The sequence below is a fragment of the Paenibacillus sp. LS1 genome (assembly GCF_026013365.1).
In the GTDB taxonomy this organism is placed as follows: Bacteria; Bacillota; Bacilli; order Paenibacillales; family Paenibacillaceae; genus Paenibacillus.
Genome location: NZ_JAPDOE010000006.1, coordinates 1 through 20,407, shown reverse-complemented (window position 1 = coordinate 20,407; position 20,407 = coordinate 1). Strand labels below are relative to the sequence as shown.

Genomic DNA, 20,407 nt, shown 5'->3' with positions numbered 1-20,407 from the left:
ACTGCTCATACACTAATGTTGTAGTCCAAAGCACTTCATGCCTCGAACTTAACGATGAGGGGGTAATGCATATGATCCGCCGGAAAAGAACATGCTGGACAGCCATACTGATGGTCTGCGTCCTGCTCATAAGCGGATGCTCCATCTGGCCCGGACAGGACGATTCAGCGAGCAACAAAAAGGTAACGCTTACATTATGGTACTGGAACCGTTCCATCGATGATAAGTTGATTGCCAGGGCTAAGGAAAAGTTCCCTAACATTGAACTGACAGCTCAGAAAATCGGCGGTGATTTCAAGGCAAAGCTTAAAACAACACTCGCTGCACGCTCAGGTGAACCAGACATTGTGGCATTGAACGACTGGATCATGGAGCTATTCCCCAGTGAGGACCGTTTCTATAATCTGTATGATCTCGGTGCAGGCGATATTGAAGACCAGTATCTGCCGTGGAAATGGAAGCAAGGCGTTACGCCAAATGGACAGATGATCGGGTTCCCGATGGATACGGGACCGACAGCTCTCTTCTATCGTGAAGATCTCTTCAAGGAGGCCGGATTGCCATCTGATCCCGATGACGTTACACGTCAGATTAACAGCTGGGATGCATATGCCGCTGCCGGAGAACAGATTAAGGAGAAATTCGGAGGCAAGGTATTTCTGACCGATAACATTGGAAGCGTTTACAACCAAGTGTTGTCCCAAGGAGCTGAACGTTATTTCCGTCCAGATGGTTCATTCATCGGCATGGATTCCGCTCTGGTGCGAACAAGCTGGGATACATCCATTGCCTTCAAAGAGAAGGGACTACTTGCCAATGCAGACGGCTGGACTCCAGGCTGGAACGCAGCGATGAATAATGGTGAGATTGCCTCGTTCGTGGGCGCTGTTTGGATGAAGCAAGTGCTCCAGGAAGCCGCTCCCGATACATCGGGAAAATGGCGAGTTGCTCGGGCACCAGGGGGAGATGGCAATAACGGAGGATCATTCTTGTCCATCCTGAAGTCGAGTGAGCATCCTCAGGAAGCCTTTGAACTGGTTCGCTGGCTGCAAAGTCCCGAGAATCAGTTGGAGCAATATCAGACATTGAACCTGTTCCCTTCTGCACCAGGTGTGTTTGATGACCCTGCCATGAAAGAGGAAGAACCTTTCTTCGGCGGACAGGCGACAGGCCCTGTATTTGCCGAATCGGCACAGCAAGTGCCGGATGCTTTTTTTGGCGAAAGATACCCATCCGTACACAACATTATCACCCGGCGGCTGAATGATGTGGCGAAGCAAAATGCCGATCCACAACAGGTCTGGACAGATACAGTACACCGCGTCGAGCGGGAATTGCAGCGTTAACCTGAAGAACGTGTGGTTTCGTTATCCGCAAAGGAGGAATTCATATGGCTGTAACTGAACCTCGTCTTACTCCCGATCCCGGAAATGCAAGACCTGATCTGGATCGGCAGAAGTCACTGTGGGCCAGAATGTGGGAGCACCGTGCACTCTATGTTGCGATATCGCCGTTTTATATTCTGTTTGCGGTGTTTGGCCTGTTCCCGATCGGGTTCTCACTTTATCTGGCTTTTCATAAGTGGGATGGCATTGGTGTCATGACGTTTAACGGACTTAACAATTTCAAATACATGCTGACCGATGCCGAGTTCTGGCAAGCTGTGGGTAACACATTCATGATCTGGATCTATTCGACGGTTCCGATGCTCTTCTTCGCCCTGATTATTGCCTTTCTGCTGCATGCACCATTTGTGAAGTTCCGCACCCTGTTTCGGGTCGGTTATTTCCTGCCGAACGTCACATCCATTGTGGCGGTAGCCATTATCTTCGGTGCTTTATTTGCCAACAATTATGGCTTTCTCAACTATCTGTTGCAGTCGGTTGGGCTACCTGTTGTGGAGTGGCTTAATGCACCATGGGGCATCAAAGTCGCAATCTCCTCCATGGTGGTCTGGCGGTGGACCGGATATAACGCCGTCATCTATCTGGCCGGACTTCAGAGTATCCCGCAGACGTTATACGAAGCAGCCAAGATTGACGGCGCATCAGCGATACAGTCCTTTTTCCGAATTACGATTCCGATGCTGCGTCCTGTGATCCTGTTTACGGTCATTACATCAACGATCGGCGGTATGCAGCTGTTCACCGAGCCACAAGTATTGGTAGGTAATGATGGTGGCGCTGGTGCAGCAGGCATGACGATTGTATTGTACCTCTACCGTGAATCCTTCATTAACAATTACTTCGGATATGGCGCTGCCGTTGGTTGGGGCATGTTCCTCATTATCGCCCTGTTCTCGATTGTGAACTGGAAGCTTGTTCAAGGCAAATCATCCTGATGTGATAAGGGGGAGCGCACATGGCGACCAAACACCTCAAATCGCTGGTGTTGTATACCGGTCTTATCGGGGGCATGCTCATATCCATGTTCCCGTTCTATTGGCTGATTGTAATGTCCACCCGGACAACGTCCGATATTTACAAGTTCCCACCCCAGCTCTGGTTCGGCGGTGAACTGTGGAATAATATCACGCGGGTGTTGCAGCAGATTGATTTCTGGGGCGCTTTTCTGAATACGTTGTTTGTGTCGGGCTTAGTCACGATCCTGGTGCTGTTTTTTGACTCATTGGCAGGGTTTGCGTTTGCGAAGTTTGAATTTCCCGGCAAAAAGTGGCTCTTCATCCTGCTGCTCGCGACCATGATGGTACCTTCTCAGCTCTCGCTGGTGCCTTCCTTCGTGCTGATGGCAACGTTCGGATGGGTCGGTTCCTTCAAAGCCCTCATCATACCGGGCATGGTAAACGCCTTCGGCATCTTCTGGATTCGCCAGTATGCAACAGAGTCGATTCCGAACGATCTACTGGATGCGGGCCGGATCGACGGCTGTAATTTCTTCCGACTCTATTGGAACGTGGCGTTGCCAATCTTGCGACCTGCCTTTGCTTTCCTCGGCGCGTTCACCTTTATTGGTGTATGGAATGATTATCTGTGGCCTTTGATCGTCCTGACGGATGAACGCAAGTATACGTTGCAGATTGCGTTGTCTCAATTAAACGGACTGTACAACACAGACTATGCAATGGTCATCGCAGGCACGTTGCTTGCCGTCATTCCACTCATCGTCATGTTCCTGTTCATCAGCCGTCAGTTCATCTCGGATATTGCCGCAGGGGCGGTGAAGGATTAAGATTGCGGCATTTTGATCCATCCCTCAAGTCTGATATTCTTATCTATATATGAAATAACAGATGCCATATAAGTTGGATGAATAGCGCCACCTTATATATTCAAGAAAGAGGGATGACAAAATGGCTTCTTCACCCTATATGATCGGCGTAGATATCGGCACGACCTCCACCAAGGCCGTCTTGTTTGAACAGAACGGAACCATTGTGGCTCAAGGCAGTGCCGATTATCCGCTGCACACCCCCACACCTGCGATTGCGGAGCAGGATGCGGAAGATATTTTCAAAGCAGTCATCGAATCCGTTAAACAGGCCACTTCCAAAGCGGGAGTAAAGCCAGAGGATATCCTGTTTGTATCCTTCAGTTCGGCCATGCACAGCATTCTGCCAGTCAATCAACACGGCAAACCCCTGATGCGGGCCATGACATGGGCAGATAATCGCAGTGCCGAGTGGACCGAAGCACTCAAATCCGAGATGAATGGTCACGAAATCTATCTGAGAACAGGTACGCCGATTCATCCGATGTCCCCACTCACCAAGATCATGTGGCTCACCCGGGATCAACCGGAACTGTTCAGACAGACGTACAAATTCATATCCATGAAAGAATATGTTTTCTATAAATTATTCTCTGAATACGTCATTGATCACTCGATGGCCTCCGCCACCGGACTCATGAATCTGGAAAAACTCGACTGGGATGCAGAAGCGCTTCACGTGGCAGGCATTACCCCGGAGTATCTATCCCGACTTGTACCGACCACACATGTGCTGAAACATGGATTGCACCCGGAGTACGCCAAGGAGATGGGCATTGCGGTCACCACACCATTTGTCATCGGTGCAAGTGATGGTGTGCTCTCCAATCTGGGCGTGAACGCCATTGATCCAGGCGTCGTGGCGGTGACCATTGGTACCAGTGGAGCGATTCGTACGGTGGTGGACAAACCGGTTACCGATCCAAAAGGACGCTTCTTCTGTTATGCGCTCACGGAGGATGCCTGGGTCATTGGCGGACCGGTGAACAATGGCGGTGTTATTTTCCGCTGGATTCGGGATGAGTTTGCAGCTTCCGAGGTGGAAACAGCGAAACGACTTGGCATCGATCCATATGAAGTGCTCACTCGTGTAGCGGAAAACGTACCTCCGGGTTCGGAAGGCCTTTTGTTCCATCCGTACATGACCGGTGAGCGGGCTCCACTCTGGAATCCCAATGCACGCGGATCGTTCTTCGGCCTGACGCTGCATCATAAGAAAGAACATATGATTCGCGCTGCGCTCGAAGGTGTATTGTTCAACCTGTATACGGTCATGCTGGCGATTGAAGAAAAGATCGGCCGTCCGAAAAAAATCCAGGCCACAGGTGGCTTCGCCCGCTCCGAGCTATGGCGCCAGATGATGGCCGATATTTTCGATCAGGATGTCATCATCCCCGAAAGTATCGAAAGCTCCTGTCTCGGCGCAGCCGTACTGGGCTTGTATGCTCTGGGCCGCATCGACTCTCTGAGTGGTGTCTCCGGTATGATCGGATCGACGCATCGTCACCAGCCTGATCCAGAGAGTGTCCGCGTCTACCGGGAGCTGCTGCCGATCTTCATTCGCATATCCCGTAAGTTTGAAGAGGAGTATGCGGATATCGCCGCTTTTCAGAACAAGACGATGCAAGGGTAGGGAAGGCGTAGGATGGCATGCAGGATAACCGGAGGATGGGACGGTTTAGGTTCTGAGCTTTTGAGGGTTGGAGATTTGAGGGTTAAAAGCCTTGGATTGTTACACGTTGGAGAGTCAAAACGTTGAACATAGAATAGGCTAACGAATCATAGACACCTTATTTGCAGCTTTAACATGTTTTCAAAATCTAACGAACCTGAGCCACCTTATATTCAATCTTAGCGGTGAAAAGCTACTCCAAAGTAAGAATTCCGCGAAAATAACGTCTATACGATTCGTTAGAATCTAATTTATACCGATTTTCGTCCAATAGCGCGTCTCAGGTTCGTTAGAATTTACAGAGCGTGGTTACCATGAGCGAATCACCATCTCCTAAGCTACGTCCGGCTCAGATTAACATTCGACTCTAACGACTACGCTTTATGCACGTTCACGAGGACCTTCCCGCCATGTTCAGGACACGCGGGAGGGTCTTTTTCATATACATATCTTCATGTACAGTTTTTGTGTACCAATTTACCTGTAGAAACTGTGCTATTCGATAAATGAATCCCCCCGTCCTCAGCGCCTTTCAAATTAGCTAAATGCTACAAAAAAAGCCCCACAGCTTGAAAGACTGTGGAGCTTCGTTTCCTAACCATTTCATTATTACTTATTTACACTGCGCTATTACTGATTATACTTGCTGAACGCATTTTGGTCGGCCTGCACGTTCTCCAGGTACACAATCTGCCCCGCCTCATTTACACGCGCGATATCGATGCCTGCTTTGGCATATACCGTTCCGTCCGCCGCTTGTCCGCATACCGCCCAGTTAGTCTGGTAGCTGCCGTCAGGCTGTTGCACCCACGCGTCCCACATATGTTTTACATCCTTATTGTACTCGTAGAAAGCTTTCATGAAACCATCGAATCCTGTTCGGCTGGTGCCGTTAAGTACGATCTCTGCGTCTGGTGTAAACAGGGACAATAGATCCTGCATGGCGCGCTCATCTGTGCGTGAAGCATCAAATAAACGGAAATAGTTGTTCAACATCGTAGTTGTATTTGTGGTACTCATTTATATTCCTCCTAGAATAAAAAGCCGTTTTTCAATCTTTCAGTTCGAACATTTTCGAACTATTGAAAAGAAATGTATCATACTTCTTATACTGCCTGCAAGAAATATATAAGTTGAGACCGACTTTTACACTAACACGGAGAGTGCAGAACCAATCTGAAGAAGCGAAGCGTGCGCATTTATCACCGGATTTTTCCCTTGGACCAAGGGAATAAAGAAAATCTGGGGATAAGAGCGATCAAAAGATGGTACTGCAATCGGAGTAAACAAGTGTAATAGTTACAGTTCAACTTCTATAGTTCGAATTTTTTCAAACATTGAAAGGTACAGTCGAATATGCTAACGTCATAGATATGAGAACTCCAACGATACCTATGGCTTCGGAATTGAAGCTGACCACAGTCTGCAACGCATTGGGTGATCCGATCCGCATGAAAATTGCACACTGTTTGGCCAGCTCTGGCGAGAAAAACTGTTCCGCTTTCGAAGTAGACCATATTTCCAAATCCACGTTGTCCCATCACATCAAAATTTTACGTGAAGCTGGCGTGATCCAGCCGCGCATTGAAGGTAAACAGCACTTTTATTCCCTACGAAAGGAAGAACTGAACGCACGTTTTCCAGGCCTCGTCGACATGATTCTGAATACAACCGAGGAATACGTTCATTAAAGTAAGCAGGTTTTGAGATTGATCTACCACATCATCATGATCGAAATTCCCATATAAGGAGGCTAACTATATGGACAAAAAAGCGGCAAAGATATTGCTGAGCACCTTCTGGGGAGGTGGAGGCTGGAAAACAACCTCTCTACCCTTCTCCGGGGAGGAATTTGAGTATGCCAAAAGCAAAGGTGTTATGTTCGATCCACTCACGATCACGCATGACGAGATAGTCCAGCGTCTATACGACATGCATCAGGATGACTCGTTTAAAGAACGGGTGATGTCGGCCTTTTTACATAGTCTTTCCACCAAAAAAGTCTACCTGCGCAGCGCATTATCCAGCTGGGCTTTAACATCGAAGATGCCTTTGCATACCTATGCGGAACGCCCTGCCCTTCACCCTAACACCAGTGCTTGCGGGGATTGTAACTTCCTGCGTTTGCAGTCAGACAAGGAATATTCCAATGTCGACTTGAACGTCATGAACTTTGAACGGATCAAGTGGGGCGGAGTGCGTCATGGCTGGTTGCTCTACTGCCTGATGGATCTGGAATTACTGCTTCAGGACAATGATACTAACTATGAAGTAACCCCAGAAGATCAAGCTATCCTTGTTAACCTGCTTGAAGCAGCTCAGACGGAAGACCCCAAAGACAGTGCACGTTCACTGGAGAAAAAGTGGAAGGATCTCTTCCCTTCCAGCAAACAGGAGCGGGATGCCCTGCTGGAAATCTGGGCGGCAGCCGGAATATTGGCTCCTGGAGATAAACCGCGAAAAGGTAAAGGTGGTTCTAGCGATTTCATCTTTGCGGCGACTTGGCAAGGTGATGATGGATATAATGAGGAAGCGGCAAATCATTATTTCGGCTCCTATCTTCCTCAAATGCATTAAAACCTGATATTCTGCTCACCTTGACGTGCATCTGGTTACAATAATGACATCGACAGATTTCCTGTTTAACTCGTATAATAAGGGGAAATTGGTAGATGGGAGTGAAACAAGCGAGTTTATGGTATACATACTGGCTTTTATAGTGTCTTTTGCTGTCGTGGTTCTGCTTATTCCGCCGCTTGGTCGATTGGCTCACCGGCTCGATTTTGTGGACAAGCCCCGGGAAGATGTGGAGCGTAAGCTGCACAGGCAACCGATCCCGCTCACGGCGAGTTACGCGATATTTACTGGATTTTTCCTGACATACATTGCTCTGACCAAAGAAATCACATGGGAAACGGCGGCTCTGGTCGCTGGTGGTATGCTTCTGCTAACGATTGGTACCGTCGACGACTGGTACAAAACGAAAGGCAAAGATTTTCCTGCCCTGCCCAAGATGCTCGTACAGGTCTCTGCGGCAGTGCTCGTATTCGCTTCTGGCATAGCGTTCACCGGATTCGTGAATCCCTTTAACGCGGAATATGTCATGCTTCCGATCTGGCTGCAATTCATTCTCACGATCCTGTGGATCTTCGGAGTGACAACCGTCATCAACTTCTCGGACGGCATGGACGGACTGGCTGGCGGATTATCGGCCATCTCGGCGATCACCCTGTTCATCGTGGCTCTTGCCAAAGGTCAAACGGATTCCGCACTCATGTCGATCATTCTGGTCGGTGTGACCATCGGTTATCTGAAGTACAACAAAGCTCCTGCCAAAGTGTTCATGGGCGATGCAGGCGCTACGTTCCTTGGCTTCATTCTGGCGGTTATCGCTCTGGATGGTGCATTCAAACAAGCGACCATGTTGTCCATCTTCATTCCAATTCTGGCGCTCGGTGTACCGATCTTCGACAACATCTTTGTCGTTATCAAACGTTTCATTCAAGGTAAAGCGATCTACCAGGCCGATGCGAGTCAAGCTCATTATCGACTGCTACGTGCCGGATTGAATCACAAACAGGTTGTTGCTGTGCTCTATCTCGTCAGCACTTGTCTGTGCCTTTCCTCCATTATTTTGATGCTGGTAGAGATGTAAGTATCCGCGACGAAAGCGGTCATATCGGAATGTAAAAGAGACGAGTCCAAGATTTCCTTGGCTCGTCTCTTTGTTGTGTTTTTATGGTTCGTCCATCTGGACTGGTATGCAACACCTACACGTCTTAAACCGCAAGCGCTCACAGGCTCACACTTATCTCGCAGCTACAGGAGGCAACGACTTTTCCCGTTGCTGCCGATCTGTCCACCCCGGCCGATCGAGTTCGATGAGACGGCGGTATCTCTCTTCCCCAGCCAGCAATTGTTCGTGAGAACCTTGCATGGCAATCTGACCATTTTCCATAAAAATAAGTTCGTCCATCTGTTCCGCACCAATCAGGTGATGGGTCACCCAGATCATGGTTTTGCCTTGCAAGCTATCCAGAATGGTCTGCATAAGCTCGCGTTCAGTCACAGGATCAAGCCCAACGGTTGGTTCATCCAATATAATAACAGGTGTCTCCCGAAGCAGTACCCGGGCCAGCGCAATCCGTTGCCTTTCCCCACCGGAGAAACGCAGCCCCGTCTCCAGCATCGGCGTATCATATCCTTGCGGCAAAGATTCGATCAGACTAGATAGACCTACTTGCGCGGCTACCTGACGAATCTCCTCATCCGTTGCTTTCGGACGTCCGATTCGCAAATTATTCGCTACCGTGGTATCGAACAGGTGAGGACTCTGATTCAGCACTGCAATGACATCAGTGACACTCTCACCCAGGGTCTGCACAGGCATATTATTGATTAGGACTTTCCCCGTAGACGGAAGCAAAGCCCCCTGAATGAGTTTCAACAATGTCGATTTTCCGCCGCCGCTTCGACCAAGGATAGCCAGACGTTTGCCTTGTGGCAGATGAAGGGATACGTCCTGTACAGCATAAGAATCATCAGATGCATAACGGTAACTAACGCAATTGATCTCGATGTCTGCTCTGAGTTTGGGTGGAATACGAAGACGAATTCGTCTGTCCGGGATAGCACTCGCTTCTGGCAAGGACTCCGATGGCTGTCCAGCCAATACGTTGCCGTTTTTTACTGTAGAGATCGAGTCGCCCGTCCCGTCAACATCATCCGCTCCATTCTTCACCGAAAGATGCTCTTTCCCTTCCAGCTGTTTCAAGCGGTCCAGCGATTCCCGGTATTGTGGAAGATGCTCCACAGCATCCCCTACAGGCAGAAGCGTTTCCGTGAGCGGAAACAACACCAGCACAAAAGCAGCAATCATCACAGCAGGTAATTGTCCAATAGAAGCGGCATTTCCGGCCCATAACGTAACCGATACCACCAACAGGCCAATGACACACTGAGCCATCAGATCACGCCAGCGTGTCCAGCGCCGCAACTTGCGACGAACTGCGTCGACCTGTCCCTCCGCCTCTTCCTGCTGCTGAACGAACTCAGCGGCTCTTCCACTTGCAAGCCAATCTCCCAGCCCAAGCACACCGTCGGTCAGTCGAGTGTACAACGTGCTATTATCCTTTTTCAGCCGTACACGCCATTTCCACGTCACTTTCAGCGAGATCGCAGGTAGCACGGCAACGAGAAATAACATATACAAGCCCATCCACAACGCAAATCCCAGATCAACACTGCCAAAGGCAATCACAGCCGCACCGTACATCACGAGCGCGGTAACGGCGGGAAAAACGGTACGCAGATAAATATCCTGCAACCGCTCCACATCATCGGCGAGTGCTCCAAGCACATCACCGGTCTGCATGCGAGAGCGCAAGAACAGGGCCTGCGGCTCCAGAATGCGATATAGCTTCACCCGTTGATCGGCCAACACCCGCAGTACAGCATCATGTCCTGCCAATCGCTCGATATATCGAAAGACAGCGCGGAATATCCCAAATGCACGTACCCCAACAATGGGTACATACACCATCAGAATATTTTCAGGACGCAGCGCAGACTTGGAGATCAGAAATCCGGAGGTAAACAGCAGCAGTACCGCACACAGTGCAGCACATGTACCCAGCGCAATGACTGCAATGAATCTCCACCGGTACTGTGCCACATACGGAGCGATCCAGCTATTTTTTTCTTTTCCATTACGGACGGTCTCCATATGCTCATATCCGGACTTCATTTTATATCGCCTCCATCTGGGCCTGAATCATCTGATAATATACGCCTTGTCGTGCCAGTAATTCCTGATGTGTTCCCGTCTCTGCCACTGTGCCGCCATCCATGACAATAATCCGATCCATATGTGGCATCCAGTGCAGGCGATGGGTAGCCAAAAATACAAGTTTGCCATCAAACAGCGGCAGCATCGTCTGTTTCAGTTCATACTCTGTCTCTACATCCAGATGTGCTGTCGGTTCATCGAGCAACAGGATGTTTCGTTGACTAAGCAAGGCCCTTGCCAGCGCCACGCGTTGCTCCTGCCCACCACTGAGCTGTCTGCCGCCAGCCCCAATTAACTCATGCAGCCCACCGGATAATGAGGACAGTAGCTTGGTTAATCCAGCTGCGCTAATGGCCTTGGCCACCTCCGCATCCGAAGCCTCCGGCATGTAGAAACGAACGTTATCGGCCAGGCTTCCACTGAAAATATACGGATGCTGTGGGATAGCTGCCGTCTGTCTTCGCCAGGATTCAAGCATATCCTGTGTCACAGGCTGTCCGTTGGCTAATACTTGGCCTGAAGTAGGAAGCTGAAATCCAGCCAATACGTCAATCAACGTGGACTTGCCTGCTCCGCTGGCGCCAATAATACCAATTTTTCCAAGACCTGTAATCTGAAAGGTAACATCCTTTAGCGAATAAGGACCTTCATCATCATGCCGTACCTGTACATCCGTTAGTGCCAGTCTGCTATTCTCATTCCAAGAGAACACTGAGGAAGAGGAAGAAACAAGCTCAGGAGTAGTAGAAACAGAAGCAGAATCAGGAGCAAGATGCCCGGCAGCCGTTTTATCATTCAACACGACACGTATGGTCGAAGTAGCGGCTTTCCTTTTACCCAAAGATAATGGTGTAGATCCAACTTCGTCCTCTAACGTAACCGGATGTGCAACAACATTTGCATAGGCTTCTTTCTGTTTCTGTTCGGCGGCTTTCCCCCGTTCAATCACCTGATTAATGGCCGCTCCAGCTTCCTTACCGTCCAATGTGGCATGATAATCGGCGCCGAGCATACGTACAGGCAGGAAATATTCAGGTGCCAGAATCAGCACTGTCAGCGCAGGTCCGAGTAGCATATGCCCTTCCGTCAGACGTAATCCCAGACCAACCGCCACGGAAGCAACGGACAGCATCGTAAAAAAGTCGAGTGCAAACGAAGAAAGAAAGGCCATGCGCAGGGTAGACATCGTCGCCTTCCGATACCGCTGACTGACCCGCAGAATGGACCCTTCGTGTGTTTTGCTCTGTCCCAACGTTTTCAGCGTTTCCAGACCCCGCAGGGTATCGACAAAATGGTTAGCAAGTGCTTTGTAGGATCGGAATTGTCCGTCAATCTTCCGCTGCGCAGCAAGACCAATCAGAATCATGAACACGATCAGGATCGGGAGTGTCAGCATTAGAATAACTCCGGACATCAGATCCAGCTTGAACACATACAGCAGAATGACGATGGGGGTGAGCCCCATGCCCAGCATGCGAGGAATGAATAGTTCCAAATACGTCTTGTATTGAGCTGTCCCCTCACGTGCCAGCGTAACCAGATGGCCTGTGCCCTCTGTCTTGGCATAACGCGGCCCAAGCCTGAACCACTGCTCCACCATCTGTCTCCGCAGATCGGTCCCTGTCTTCTCCGCATATCGTGAAGTCACGAGTTGTAACCAGAAGGATAGGGCATAGCGGGCGGCAAAAGCAGCCAGGAACAGCAGCAGTACAGGATACTGCTCCGTTACGGATGAACCTTCAAACAATGCCGTGATTGCCTGTGCCAGCCATTTGGCTTGCATAATGATCATCATCGCCTGTAGCAACACCAGCGCTGAGGCCAGCGCAAGTACCGGCCGGATGCCCGGCAGCTTCATTAGCCCCCGTCCCATATCAGTACTCCAGGTGGTGCTGCTCGTTGAGACGTTTGCGGAAGATATAATAACTCCAGATCTGATAACCAAGAACAAACGGCAGCAATGTGCAAGCTACAATTGTCATTACTTTCAATGAATACGCACCAGATGCGGCGTTGTATACGGTCAGGTCATATGCCGCTCCAAAAGAACTCACCATCACTCTTGGGAACAGTCCGATAAATACCGATGCAAAGGCAATTGCAATCACTGCCCCTGTCATACCGAAAGCCCAGCCTTCACGCTTCTGACGAACGAAGTAGGCCGCAAGTGCAAGCGAGACTGCACCAAGTACAACCATAATCCAGAGGGCCCAACCGCGTACGGTGAACACATCCGTCATGAAATACGTCATTAATGCGTAAACGGCGAGCAGTGCAGCCAGCGGCAGCATCAATTTTTGCGCTGTATTTAAGGCACGCTCTCGGAGTTCGCCTACTGTTCGTAGTGATGCAAACAGCAATCCATGAACCAGACACAACAGCGTTACGCTCAAGCCACCAATGACGGTGTACGGATTAACGATATCAAAGAATCCTGCGCGCAACTGCATCTCCCCATCAATGGGCAGACCTTTCATCAACGTGGCAAAGACCACGCCGAACAGGAACGGCAAGAGCGCACTGGAGACAACAATGATGATGTCCCACGTTTTGCGCCAGCGCTGTTGTTTCATTTTACTGCGGAATTCGAAAGCAACCCCGCGACCAATCAAGGCGAGTAACACCAATACAAGTGGCAGGTAAAAACCACTGAACAACGTCGCATACCAGTGCGGGAAGGCAGCAAACATCGCTCCCCCTGCTGTAATCAGCCATACTTCGTTGCCATCCCAGAACGGACCGATCGAGTTGATCAGGGTCCGGCGTTCACGGTCTGTTTTGGCGATAATACCTGTAGACATCCCCACACCAAAATCAAAACCTTCCAAAAAGAAAAACCCGACAAACAATACGGCAATCAGCAAAAACCACAACTCACTTAGTGACAACGGAATAACCTCCATCCACGCCGAACGGGTCGGCCGATTCATCGTGATCTTCCGGCTTCTCGACCGCAAACGGTCCGGCTTTGATCTCACGTACGAACAGGTATACCATCACGATTCCGAGAACCGTATACGCAGCGGTAAAAGCAATGGTCGAAAACAGGATCATTCCTGCGGATACATTCGGTGAGACCCCGGCTTCAGTTGTCATATAGCCAAATACTGTCCATGGCTGCCTTCCGACCTCGGTCATAATCCAACCTGATGTATTGGCGATAAACGGCAGGGAGATGGCAAACACCATCAGACGCATAAACCACTTCCCAGCGACCTCCAGCTTCTTGCGCATAGCCAGAAACGTACCGTATAGCGCCAGTGCAATCATCAAACCACCCGCTGCAATCATGATGCGGAAACTCCAGAACGTTGTACGTACTGGAGGGATATAGTCCCCTGGTCCGTACGTCTGTTCATACTCAGCTTGAAGCTCCTTCATGCCTTTGACACTACCGGAGAACTTACTGTAGGACAGATAACTGAGCAATCCGGGGATTTTGATCTCGCCCGTATTCTCCTGTTTATCCGGATCAATAAAAGCGACCACCGTCCATGGTGCCGGATCTTCTGTCGTCGTCCATGTGCCCTCACTGGCTGCCATCTTCATCGGCTGTGTCTCCACCAGATATTGCGCCTGGAAGTGACCGGAGAAAGCAACGCCGAATGAAGAAACCAGAGCGATAATGATCGCAATATTAAACGATTTGCGGAAGATCTCCACATCCTGCTTTTTCATCAATTTGTAGGCACTGATACCCGTTACGACGAATGCCCCTGTCATCAATGCCCCAAAGATTGTATGTGGGAACTCAACGAGAAGCTGACCATTCGTGATGAGTGCAAAGAAATCATTCATCTCGGCTCGGCCGTTGTTAATCTCAAACCCGACAGGATGCTGCATAAACGAATTGGCCGCCAGAATCCACAGCGCGGACAGGAATGTGCCAACGAACACCAGCCAGATACAAGCCAGATGCACTTTTTTGGACAAACGATCCCACCCAAATATCCACAATCCAATAAATGTAGACTCCATAAAAAACGCCAATAGGGCTTCAATAGCCAGTGGCGCACCGAACACATCCCCGACAAATCGGGAGTACTCTGACCAGTTCATACCGAACTGAAACTCTTGCAGAATACCTGTGACTACCCCGACGGCAAAGTTAATCAGGAACAGTTTGCCCCAGAACTTGGCCATCGTTTTGTAGATCTCCTTACCCTTAACAACGTACAACGTCTCCATAATCGCAACCAACAGCACAAGACCGATGGATAGCGGCACAAAAAAGAAATGGAAAATCGTTGTAAGTGCATATTGGATACGCGATAACATAATCGGATCCATACCGTTACCCCTTCTTTCTGTTCACTTCGCAGTATGCGTATCTGGCATTGAAGCTGCACCTTCGCTGTCTGTCCACCAAATACGTTGATGAACGTATTGTGCCAGATTACCTATTTTATACATGTGAGAATTATCACAATCTACGTGTTTAGAGCAAAAAAAAGTGATCCTGGTCACACAAAAGATAAAAATCAGCCTATTACCACAGCTTGCCAACATCATGTATTCATGGAAGATACTCATGTTTGGGAAGGAATGCCCATATGTTAGTCTCAGGCATAACATGCGAAGTGCCGTGAGGGCTTTACATATGAAGTGAAAGCATGAAGCACATGCAGAGAGAATGACGCACCATAATTCAGTCAAGGTGAGGTGAACAATTTATGGAAAATCCTGCGCCGTTACCTGATTCAGCCCCCGAAGTCGGCCCGGATGAGGCTACTACGGCACAGCCCCCTGTCCGGTATGTTCTCTTCCCCCGCAAAGGAGGCTGGTCATCCTTTCCCTATCCCGATATTGCTGCGCTGCTGTCGATCGAGGGAGATGTCTACTATGTCAGCAGCCTGACCCAAACAGAGGATGTACCTTCGGTCATCACCGTGATCTCCCTTCCTGAAGCCGAGCAGCTATTACTGGAACCACGAACCGTTGCGGTCATTACCCATCCGTACTGGTTTATGGCTACAGCTTCGCTGGAGCCGGATCTATGTATTGTTCTGCTCCCTGAGCCTGCTGGAGAAGAAGCAACTTCTCCGCTATGGGAAAGCAGTATTTCCAAACTGGTTGGCATCGCCGATCTGGTGGGTACCTCCTCCGAAACACGATATATGAAGCTGCTTTTCCAAGGTGTACGCGCTGTCTGGCTAGGCGGCGAAGATCCTACACCTGCAGGTACGATGCAAAAGGATGACCTAGAAGTCCCTCTCCGGGACTACGAACTGTTCTTCCTGCATGCGCTGCGGCAGATCCTGTCAGGAACGCTGGATAGCGTCACCCTGCTTCAATGCAGTGTACGTGCTGACTTCTACCGCCAGCTCCGAGCCAAAGCAGGCGCCCATGAGACGATATCCTTTTTGCTGGCAGCCTATGAGTACTTGCTTGAAGATCCTCGGGCTATCCATTCACTGCAAGAAGCCTTCACCCATGCGGTCATGAATGGTCGCAGCGATTGCGTAGTCTCCCACTATCGCTTCCTGTCTGCCATCCATGCCCGGGCCGGGAAATTGGAGGACGCCCTGCTGGTGTACGGTATCAGTGCGAGCGACGAACAAGAACGACATCATTATGAACAGCTCTGCCGCTGGCTTGAAGCGGGAGAAGATCAACTTGTACGAGCGGAATTGCTACGTATTAACGATGATTACGGAAACGCCTTGCGTATCCTGGACGAACTTGGCGGAGAAACGGCGAGACATTGGAAATTCCGCATTTATCAGGAGACTGGACGTGTGGAAGAGGCACTGGCTCTGGTGCATGCAGTCGATATTCAGGATGATGCCAGTCGCCGGGATTATCAGCAATTATCCGGAAGTGCGCTGGCTCTAAGAGGAGAGCGACACGGGGCAGTCCGACATTTTCTCGAAACGGCACTGGAGGATGAAGATGCGCTCGCCCGGATTGTCGAGCTGGAGCTGTTGGATCATGCTGTACAGCAATTGCTTGGGGAGGTGCCATGATGCTGGACCCGAAGAAGCGTAGACAACAGGTGAATGGGCCGATGGTGCACAGGGATATCCAAACCAAACCCACTTATACGCCAACGGAAACAGTCGATCAGACACATACAGACGCATTGGGAAATGGCGATCACACGCCGGATCATGCACAACCAACGCCGAGCACTCGAAGCCAAATTCATCACTGGGGCGACGTACAAGATCAGGGAGAACAGGATGCTGCTGTATCACAAGAGGAAACAAGTGTATTCGAAGAGCCCTTCTCCATTCGTCGGGTTCGCAAAAGCAAAGGCAACAAACTGACCGCCATGCTCCAGGTTCGCAATGAACGTGGCCGATACCTTGAAGAGGTACTGCATGATCTGAGTGAGTTCGTGGATGAGATCGTGATTGTGGACGATGCCAGCACAGACGGAACCCCGGACATATGCAAAGCCTATCCGAAGGTGGTCCGGCTGGAGGTATTGGAGAAACCGCTGTTCGCCGAGGAATGGCGGCTTCGCAACACCTTATGGCAAGCGGCTGCGGGAACACATCCCGACTGGTTGCTCTCGGTTGATGCGGATGAGCTATACAGCACAGAGGCCAAGAAAGCCATACGCACTCTGATTAATCAGGAGTATGCGGACTGGTTTGCATTTCGTTTCTACGATATGTGGGGTGGCCGGACCCACTACCGGGAAGATGATCTCTGGTGTCTGCATAAACGGCATACCGCTTCACTTGTACGGTATATGCCTGGATATCCTTATTTTTATCCACAGCAGAATCATCACGTTCCCCGCCTCCCCTTGTCCTGCACTGTGTTGCCTGGGATCAGCACGGAGCTGAAAGTTCAGCACCTCGGTTGGGCCGGCAGCCTGGAGGATCGGGTTCGTAAATATTTGCGTTACAAGCGCATTGATCCTAGTGGTGAATGGGGCAATCTTGCACACTACGAGTCGATTCTAGATCCGGAACCTCGGCTTCTTCCCTGGAAGGAGGGACAGTGAAATGGGCGTGGTGAGTATTCTGACACATAGCTTCACCGATGGGTACAATCGGGAATTTGGCCGGGTATTTGGCGGTGGACTGGAGCGCTACATTTTGGATCTGTGCAGTGTCATCCGTGGGCTCGGACACATTCCCGAGGTTCATCAGCTCTCTTATTTTGAAGCGTTTCAGACGCGGACGGAGCAGATTGATGTATTTGGCTATGCATATGACATGAATGATGTGCCCGAAGCCTTTGACCGGATGGCCGCCGCGGCACGCGGACCTGTGATCTATGCGAGCTGTCTGTGGCAACCCATCACCTACAAACCCGGCAGTCTTGGCATCTGTCACGGCATTAACTGGGATCGTCCCGGACTGCCACTGGACACCAAACAACAAGTAGCAGAACACATTCAGCTGGCTCTGGATGGACTTGTGCGCATCGTGTCTGTGGATTCCCATTTCCAGACCTTTTGCCGGGCCGCTTGCACCTATACCGACCCAAGGAAGGTTGTCCTCATTCCCAATGCAGTGGATACGTCCTATTTCACACCAGCCCCGCCAAAGAGGACCTTTGAGCAGGAACAAGAAGATGAATGGCTTGCTGCATGGAAGACTGATCTGGCGAGTCATGAGGAGAATCTTGGAGCGGTTATATCAGGAGTGAAAACTGTAAAAGGCAAGGTTGGAACGAGTGGTGATGGAGCGGTAGATCCCCATTTCAATGTATCGAAAATGGAAGAAATCGAGGTAGATGGCGAATCGTATAGGGTTGCTCGCAGCCACCGCAATTCAACGGATTGGGCTAACGATATTGTAATAGAAACAGATGCTCAATGTCAGGTTAATGGTCCAATTCAAGGACAGGTTGAAAAGAAAGCTGTGGATGCCCCTGCGTCCTCCCCCCGCCCAATTCGCATTATATATCCACGCCGTATCAGCATGGAACGCGGCATTATTCCGATGATGCTGGCAGCAGATAAGCTATTGGGGGCCTTTCCGGATCTGGAGATTGAATTTGCCGGGGAACTGGTCGAAGGTAGCACGGTGGGGAGAGCCTTTCGGTATTGGCATCGTACTCATCCACATGCGAAGCGAATCATTCAACGCACGTATGATTTTCGGGATATTCGTGAGGCCTACCATCAGGCAGATATCGCCGTAATTCCAACCGTGTTCTCAGAGGGTACTTCCTATGCCTGTCTGGAAGCAATGAGCTGTGGACTTCCGGTAATTGCCTCCAATGTTGGCGGATTGAATGATCTGATTCAGGACGGGTTTAATGGGCTACTGGTACCTCCTGGTGAGCAGGAACTCACCGCCGCTCTGGTACGTCTCGTACAGGATCGGGCCGAGCGAGAACGACTGGGAATCTATGCGCGCGAGACTGCACTGTCCTATGATCTAACCAGGTGGCGGAGCCGGTGGAGCACGGTGCTGGAATCTTTTTTGGCAGAGACAGGATTGAAGGAGGGAATTCGCGGATGATGGATACGCCCAAGGCAACGGAATTCATGGAATCAAGATACATTCGGCAAAGTGACCCTAAAACGGACACACTGGTCTTCCCCCTGCATCCGGCATGGTGGAGCCGCCCATATGAATATGAATGGGCTCGGCGGTTTGCACGTCCGGACGATGTGGTCCTTGATGCAGCCTGCGGCATCTCCCATCCGTTCAAATTCTGGCTTGCAGAGAACTGCCGCGAGGTTCACGCCTGCGACTGGGATGAACGCATTTTGTCTGAAGAGGCGATCCGGCTGGATATTGCTGCTGATTTTGGCGAGCAGGCTGCGCAGGATCTGCCGGATTCGAGTCTCGTCCGATTACACCGTGCACAGGCTAATCTGGCCCAGCTTCCGTATGAGTCCGGCAAGTTCGACCGGGTGTTCTGTATCTCCGTATTGGAACATCTGGATACAGGCACAATGCTGCGGGCTTTTCGTGAGTTCGCCCGGGTGCTGAAGCCCAACGGACAGTTGATCGCCACCTTCGATGTGCCCGAGATGCGGCCTGATCTGCTGGAGACGATTATGGCCGTCACCGGATTAACCATTGAAGATAAGCTGAATGTGGAGGAGCCGGACGATGCTATCTGGTCAGACATGTACGGCACGCCGATTCGCTGTTTTCGCGCAGTGATATGCAAAGGTTGAGGATGATCGGGTTGAGTACAGAGTAAGGAACGAAGGAATAGAGGAATGAGGGATCGAGCTATTGGCAACGGAACCATGCACGGTTCGGGAAATGCTCCGATTACCGGTAGCTCCGTTGCTTTTGCACTTCCAATCGGAGATGAATTGAGAAACAGATCAGGCTTGGGGGTTGGAGACTAGAGACTAAAAATCAGAGATTAGAGATTAAAGATTAAAGAAAAATTATAGGTGTACCAGTAACATGTTGCACTGGTTGGTGTATTCATCAGCAGAGGCTGCGCCGGGTGCTGTAAGGCGCAGCAGGGTTTGCAGGCCCGGCGGGATTGCAGTCGCCGGGCGACCTGAGGCGGCAGGTTGCCGTGCAGTGAGTTGGGCCGATTCGGCCCATTCACGCGCCAGGTTCTGCCGCCCGGCGAGCAGCGCGAGCGTGCCCGCAAGGAGCGCGTGAGCGGTGCGCTCCGGGGCGGGCACTTCGTCCGCGAAGGGCTGCTGCGCGCCGTCAGGTGGGCCGCATAGCGCAAGCAGCCCTTCGCGGACGCTCGCGGGTGCGCGCAGCAGCCCGCAGCGTGCCGCAGGCGGAAGCGCTGCGAGCAACGCCAGCGCACCGCGAGGCGGCAGGGCC

Annotated in this window: 18 protein-coding genes; 12 read left to right on the top strand and 6 right to left on the bottom strand. The window is 50.6% G+C overall.

Annotated features, from left to right (window positions below):
• Positions 1 to 71: 71 nt before the first annotated feature.
• The 4 genes from OM416_RS20620 to gntK all read left to right on the top strand — a co-directional run bounded on the left by OM416_RS20620 (position 72) and on the right by gntK (position 4,861).
• A complete protein-coding gene (locus tag OM416_RS20620; RefSeq protein WP_264932631.1) occupies positions 72 to 1,346 on the top strand; it encodes an ABC transporter substrate-binding protein in 1,275 nt (424 codons plus the stop codon).
• A 128-nt stretch (positions 1,347 to 1,474) separates the two neighbouring features.
• A complete protein-coding gene (locus tag OM416_RS20615) occupies positions 1,475 to 2,341 on the top strand; it encodes a carbohydrate ABC transporter permease (protein WP_413775813.1) in 867 nt (288 codons plus the stop codon).
• A gap of 20 nt (positions 2,342 to 2,361) precedes the next feature.
• Positions 2,362 to 3,189 carry a carbohydrate ABC transporter permease gene (locus OM416_RS20610; RefSeq protein WP_036612996.1) on the top strand — a complete coding sequence of 276 codons (828 nt, stop codon included), beginning with the start codon at positions 2,362 to 2,364 and terminating at the stop codon, positions 3,187 to 3,189.
• A gap of 121 nt (positions 3,190 to 3,310) precedes the next feature.
• Positions 3,311 to 4,861 (top strand): gluconokinase, encoded by a 1,551-nt coding sequence (gene gntK, locus OM416_RS20605; RefSeq protein ID WP_264932630.1) that lies wholly within the window; start codon positions 3,311 to 3,313, stop codon positions 4,859 to 4,861.
• Between the two features lie 669 nt (positions 4,862 to 5,530).
• Here gntK and OM416_RS20600 read toward each other — a convergent pair.
• Positions 5,531 to 5,920 carry a nuclear transport factor 2 family protein gene (locus OM416_RS20600; RefSeq protein WP_264932629.1) on the bottom strand — a complete coding sequence of 130 codons (390 nt, stop codon included), beginning with the start codon at positions 5,918 to 5,920 and terminating at the stop codon, positions 5,531 to 5,533.
• A gap of 317 nt (positions 5,921 to 6,237) precedes the next feature.
• On the opposite strand from OM416_RS20600, the gene OM416_RS20595 reads away from it, so the two are divergent.
• From OM416_RS20595 to OM416_RS20585, 3 genes are all read left to right on the top strand, one after another.
• The gene (locus OM416_RS20595) at positions 6,238 to 6,591 is read left to right on the top strand and encodes an ArsR/SmtB family transcription factor (RefSeq protein ID WP_413775812.1); all 354 of its coding nucleotides are present in this window, start codon (positions 6,238 to 6,240) and stop codon (positions 6,589 to 6,591) included.
• 70 nt (positions 6,592 to 6,661) lie between these two features.
• Entirely contained in the window at positions 6,662 to 7,477 is an 816-nt protein-coding gene (locus tag OM416_RS20590) for a hypothetical protein (RefSeq protein ID WP_264932628.1), read from the top strand.
• A 118-nt stretch (positions 7,478 to 7,595) separates the two neighbouring features.
• Positions 7,596 to 8,555 (top strand): MraY family glycosyltransferase, encoded by a 960-nt coding sequence (locus OM416_RS20585; RefSeq protein ID WP_062836785.1) that lies wholly within the window; start codon positions 7,596 to 7,598, stop codon positions 8,553 to 8,555.
• Positions 8,556 to 8,708: 153 nt separating this feature from the next.
• Here the strand turns inward: OM416_RS20585 and cydC are convergent, their stop codons facing one another.
• The 4 genes from cydC to OM416_RS20565 are packed head-to-tail and all read right to left on the bottom strand — an operon-like array spanning position 8,709 to position 14,978.
• Complete coding sequence (gene cydC / locus OM416_RS20580; protein WP_264932627.1) at positions 8,709 to 10,646, bottom strand: thiol reductant ABC exporter subunit CydC; 1,938 nt, start codon at positions 10,644 to 10,646, stop codon at positions 8,709 to 8,711.
• A gap of 1 nt (position 10,647) precedes the next feature.
• Positions 10,648 to 12,561, bottom strand: a complete 1,914-nt coding sequence (cydD, locus tag OM416_RS20575; RefSeq protein WP_264932626.1) for a thiol reductant ABC exporter subunit CydD — start codon at positions 12,559 to 12,561, stop codon at positions 10,648 to 10,650.
• 1 nt (position 12,562) lies between these two features.
• Positions 12,563 to 13,618, bottom strand: coding sequence for a cytochrome d ubiquinol oxidase subunit II (cydB, locus tag OM416_RS20570; protein WP_264932625.1), 1,056 nt, complete (start codon positions 13,616 to 13,618; stop codon positions 12,563 to 12,565).
• A complete protein-coding gene (locus OM416_RS20565; RefSeq protein ID WP_062836782.1) occupies positions 13,563 to 14,978 on the bottom strand; it encodes a cytochrome ubiquinol oxidase subunit I in 1,416 nt (471 codons plus the stop codon). Before OM416_RS20565 ends, cydB begins: the two co-directional genes overlap by 56 nt.
• Positions 14,979 to 15,361: 383 nt before the next feature.
• Between OM416_RS20565 and OM416_RS20560 the strand changes: the two genes are divergently transcribed.
• The 5 genes from OM416_RS20560 to OM416_RS20540 are packed head-to-tail and all read left to right on the top strand — an operon-like array spanning position 15,362 to position 19,965.
• Complete coding sequence (locus OM416_RS20560; protein ID WP_264932624.1) at positions 15,362 to 16,654, top strand: tetratricopeptide repeat protein; 1,293 nt, start codon at positions 15,362 to 15,364, stop codon at positions 16,652 to 16,654.
• Complete coding sequence (locus tag OM416_RS20555; protein ID WP_264932623.1) at positions 16,651 to 17,646, top strand: glycosyltransferase; 996 nt, start codon at positions 16,651 to 16,653, stop codon at positions 17,644 to 17,646. The genes OM416_RS20560 and OM416_RS20555 overlap by 4 nt, the downstream gene beginning before the upstream one ends.
• Before the next feature lies 1 nt (position 17,647).
• The gene (locus OM416_RS20550) at positions 17,648 to 19,117 is read left to right on the top strand and encodes a glycosyltransferase family 4 protein (RefSeq protein ID WP_264932622.1); all 1,470 of its coding nucleotides are present in this window, start codon (positions 17,648 to 17,650) and stop codon (positions 19,115 to 19,117) included.
• Positions 19,114 to 19,785: a class I SAM-dependent methyltransferase gene (locus tag OM416_RS20545; RefSeq protein WP_264932620.1), complete on the top strand. Its 672-nt coding sequence runs from the start codon at positions 19,114 to 19,116 to the stop codon at positions 19,783 to 19,785. Before OM416_RS20550 ends, OM416_RS20545 begins: the two co-directional genes overlap by 4 nt.
• 45 nt (positions 19,786 to 19,830) lie before the next feature.
• The gene (locus OM416_RS20540; RefSeq protein WP_264932619.1) at positions 19,831 to 19,965 is read left to right on the top strand and encodes a hypothetical protein; all 135 of its coding nucleotides are present in this window, start codon (positions 19,831 to 19,833) and stop codon (positions 19,963 to 19,965) included.
• A gap of 42 nt (positions 19,966 to 20,007) precedes the next feature.
• On the opposite strand, the gene OM416_RS20535 is transcribed toward OM416_RS20540, so the two are convergent.
• Positions 20,008 to 20,407 (bottom strand): hypothetical protein (locus OM416_RS20535; RefSeq protein ID WP_264932618.1); only part of this gene is annotated, 400 nt, incomplete at its 5' end.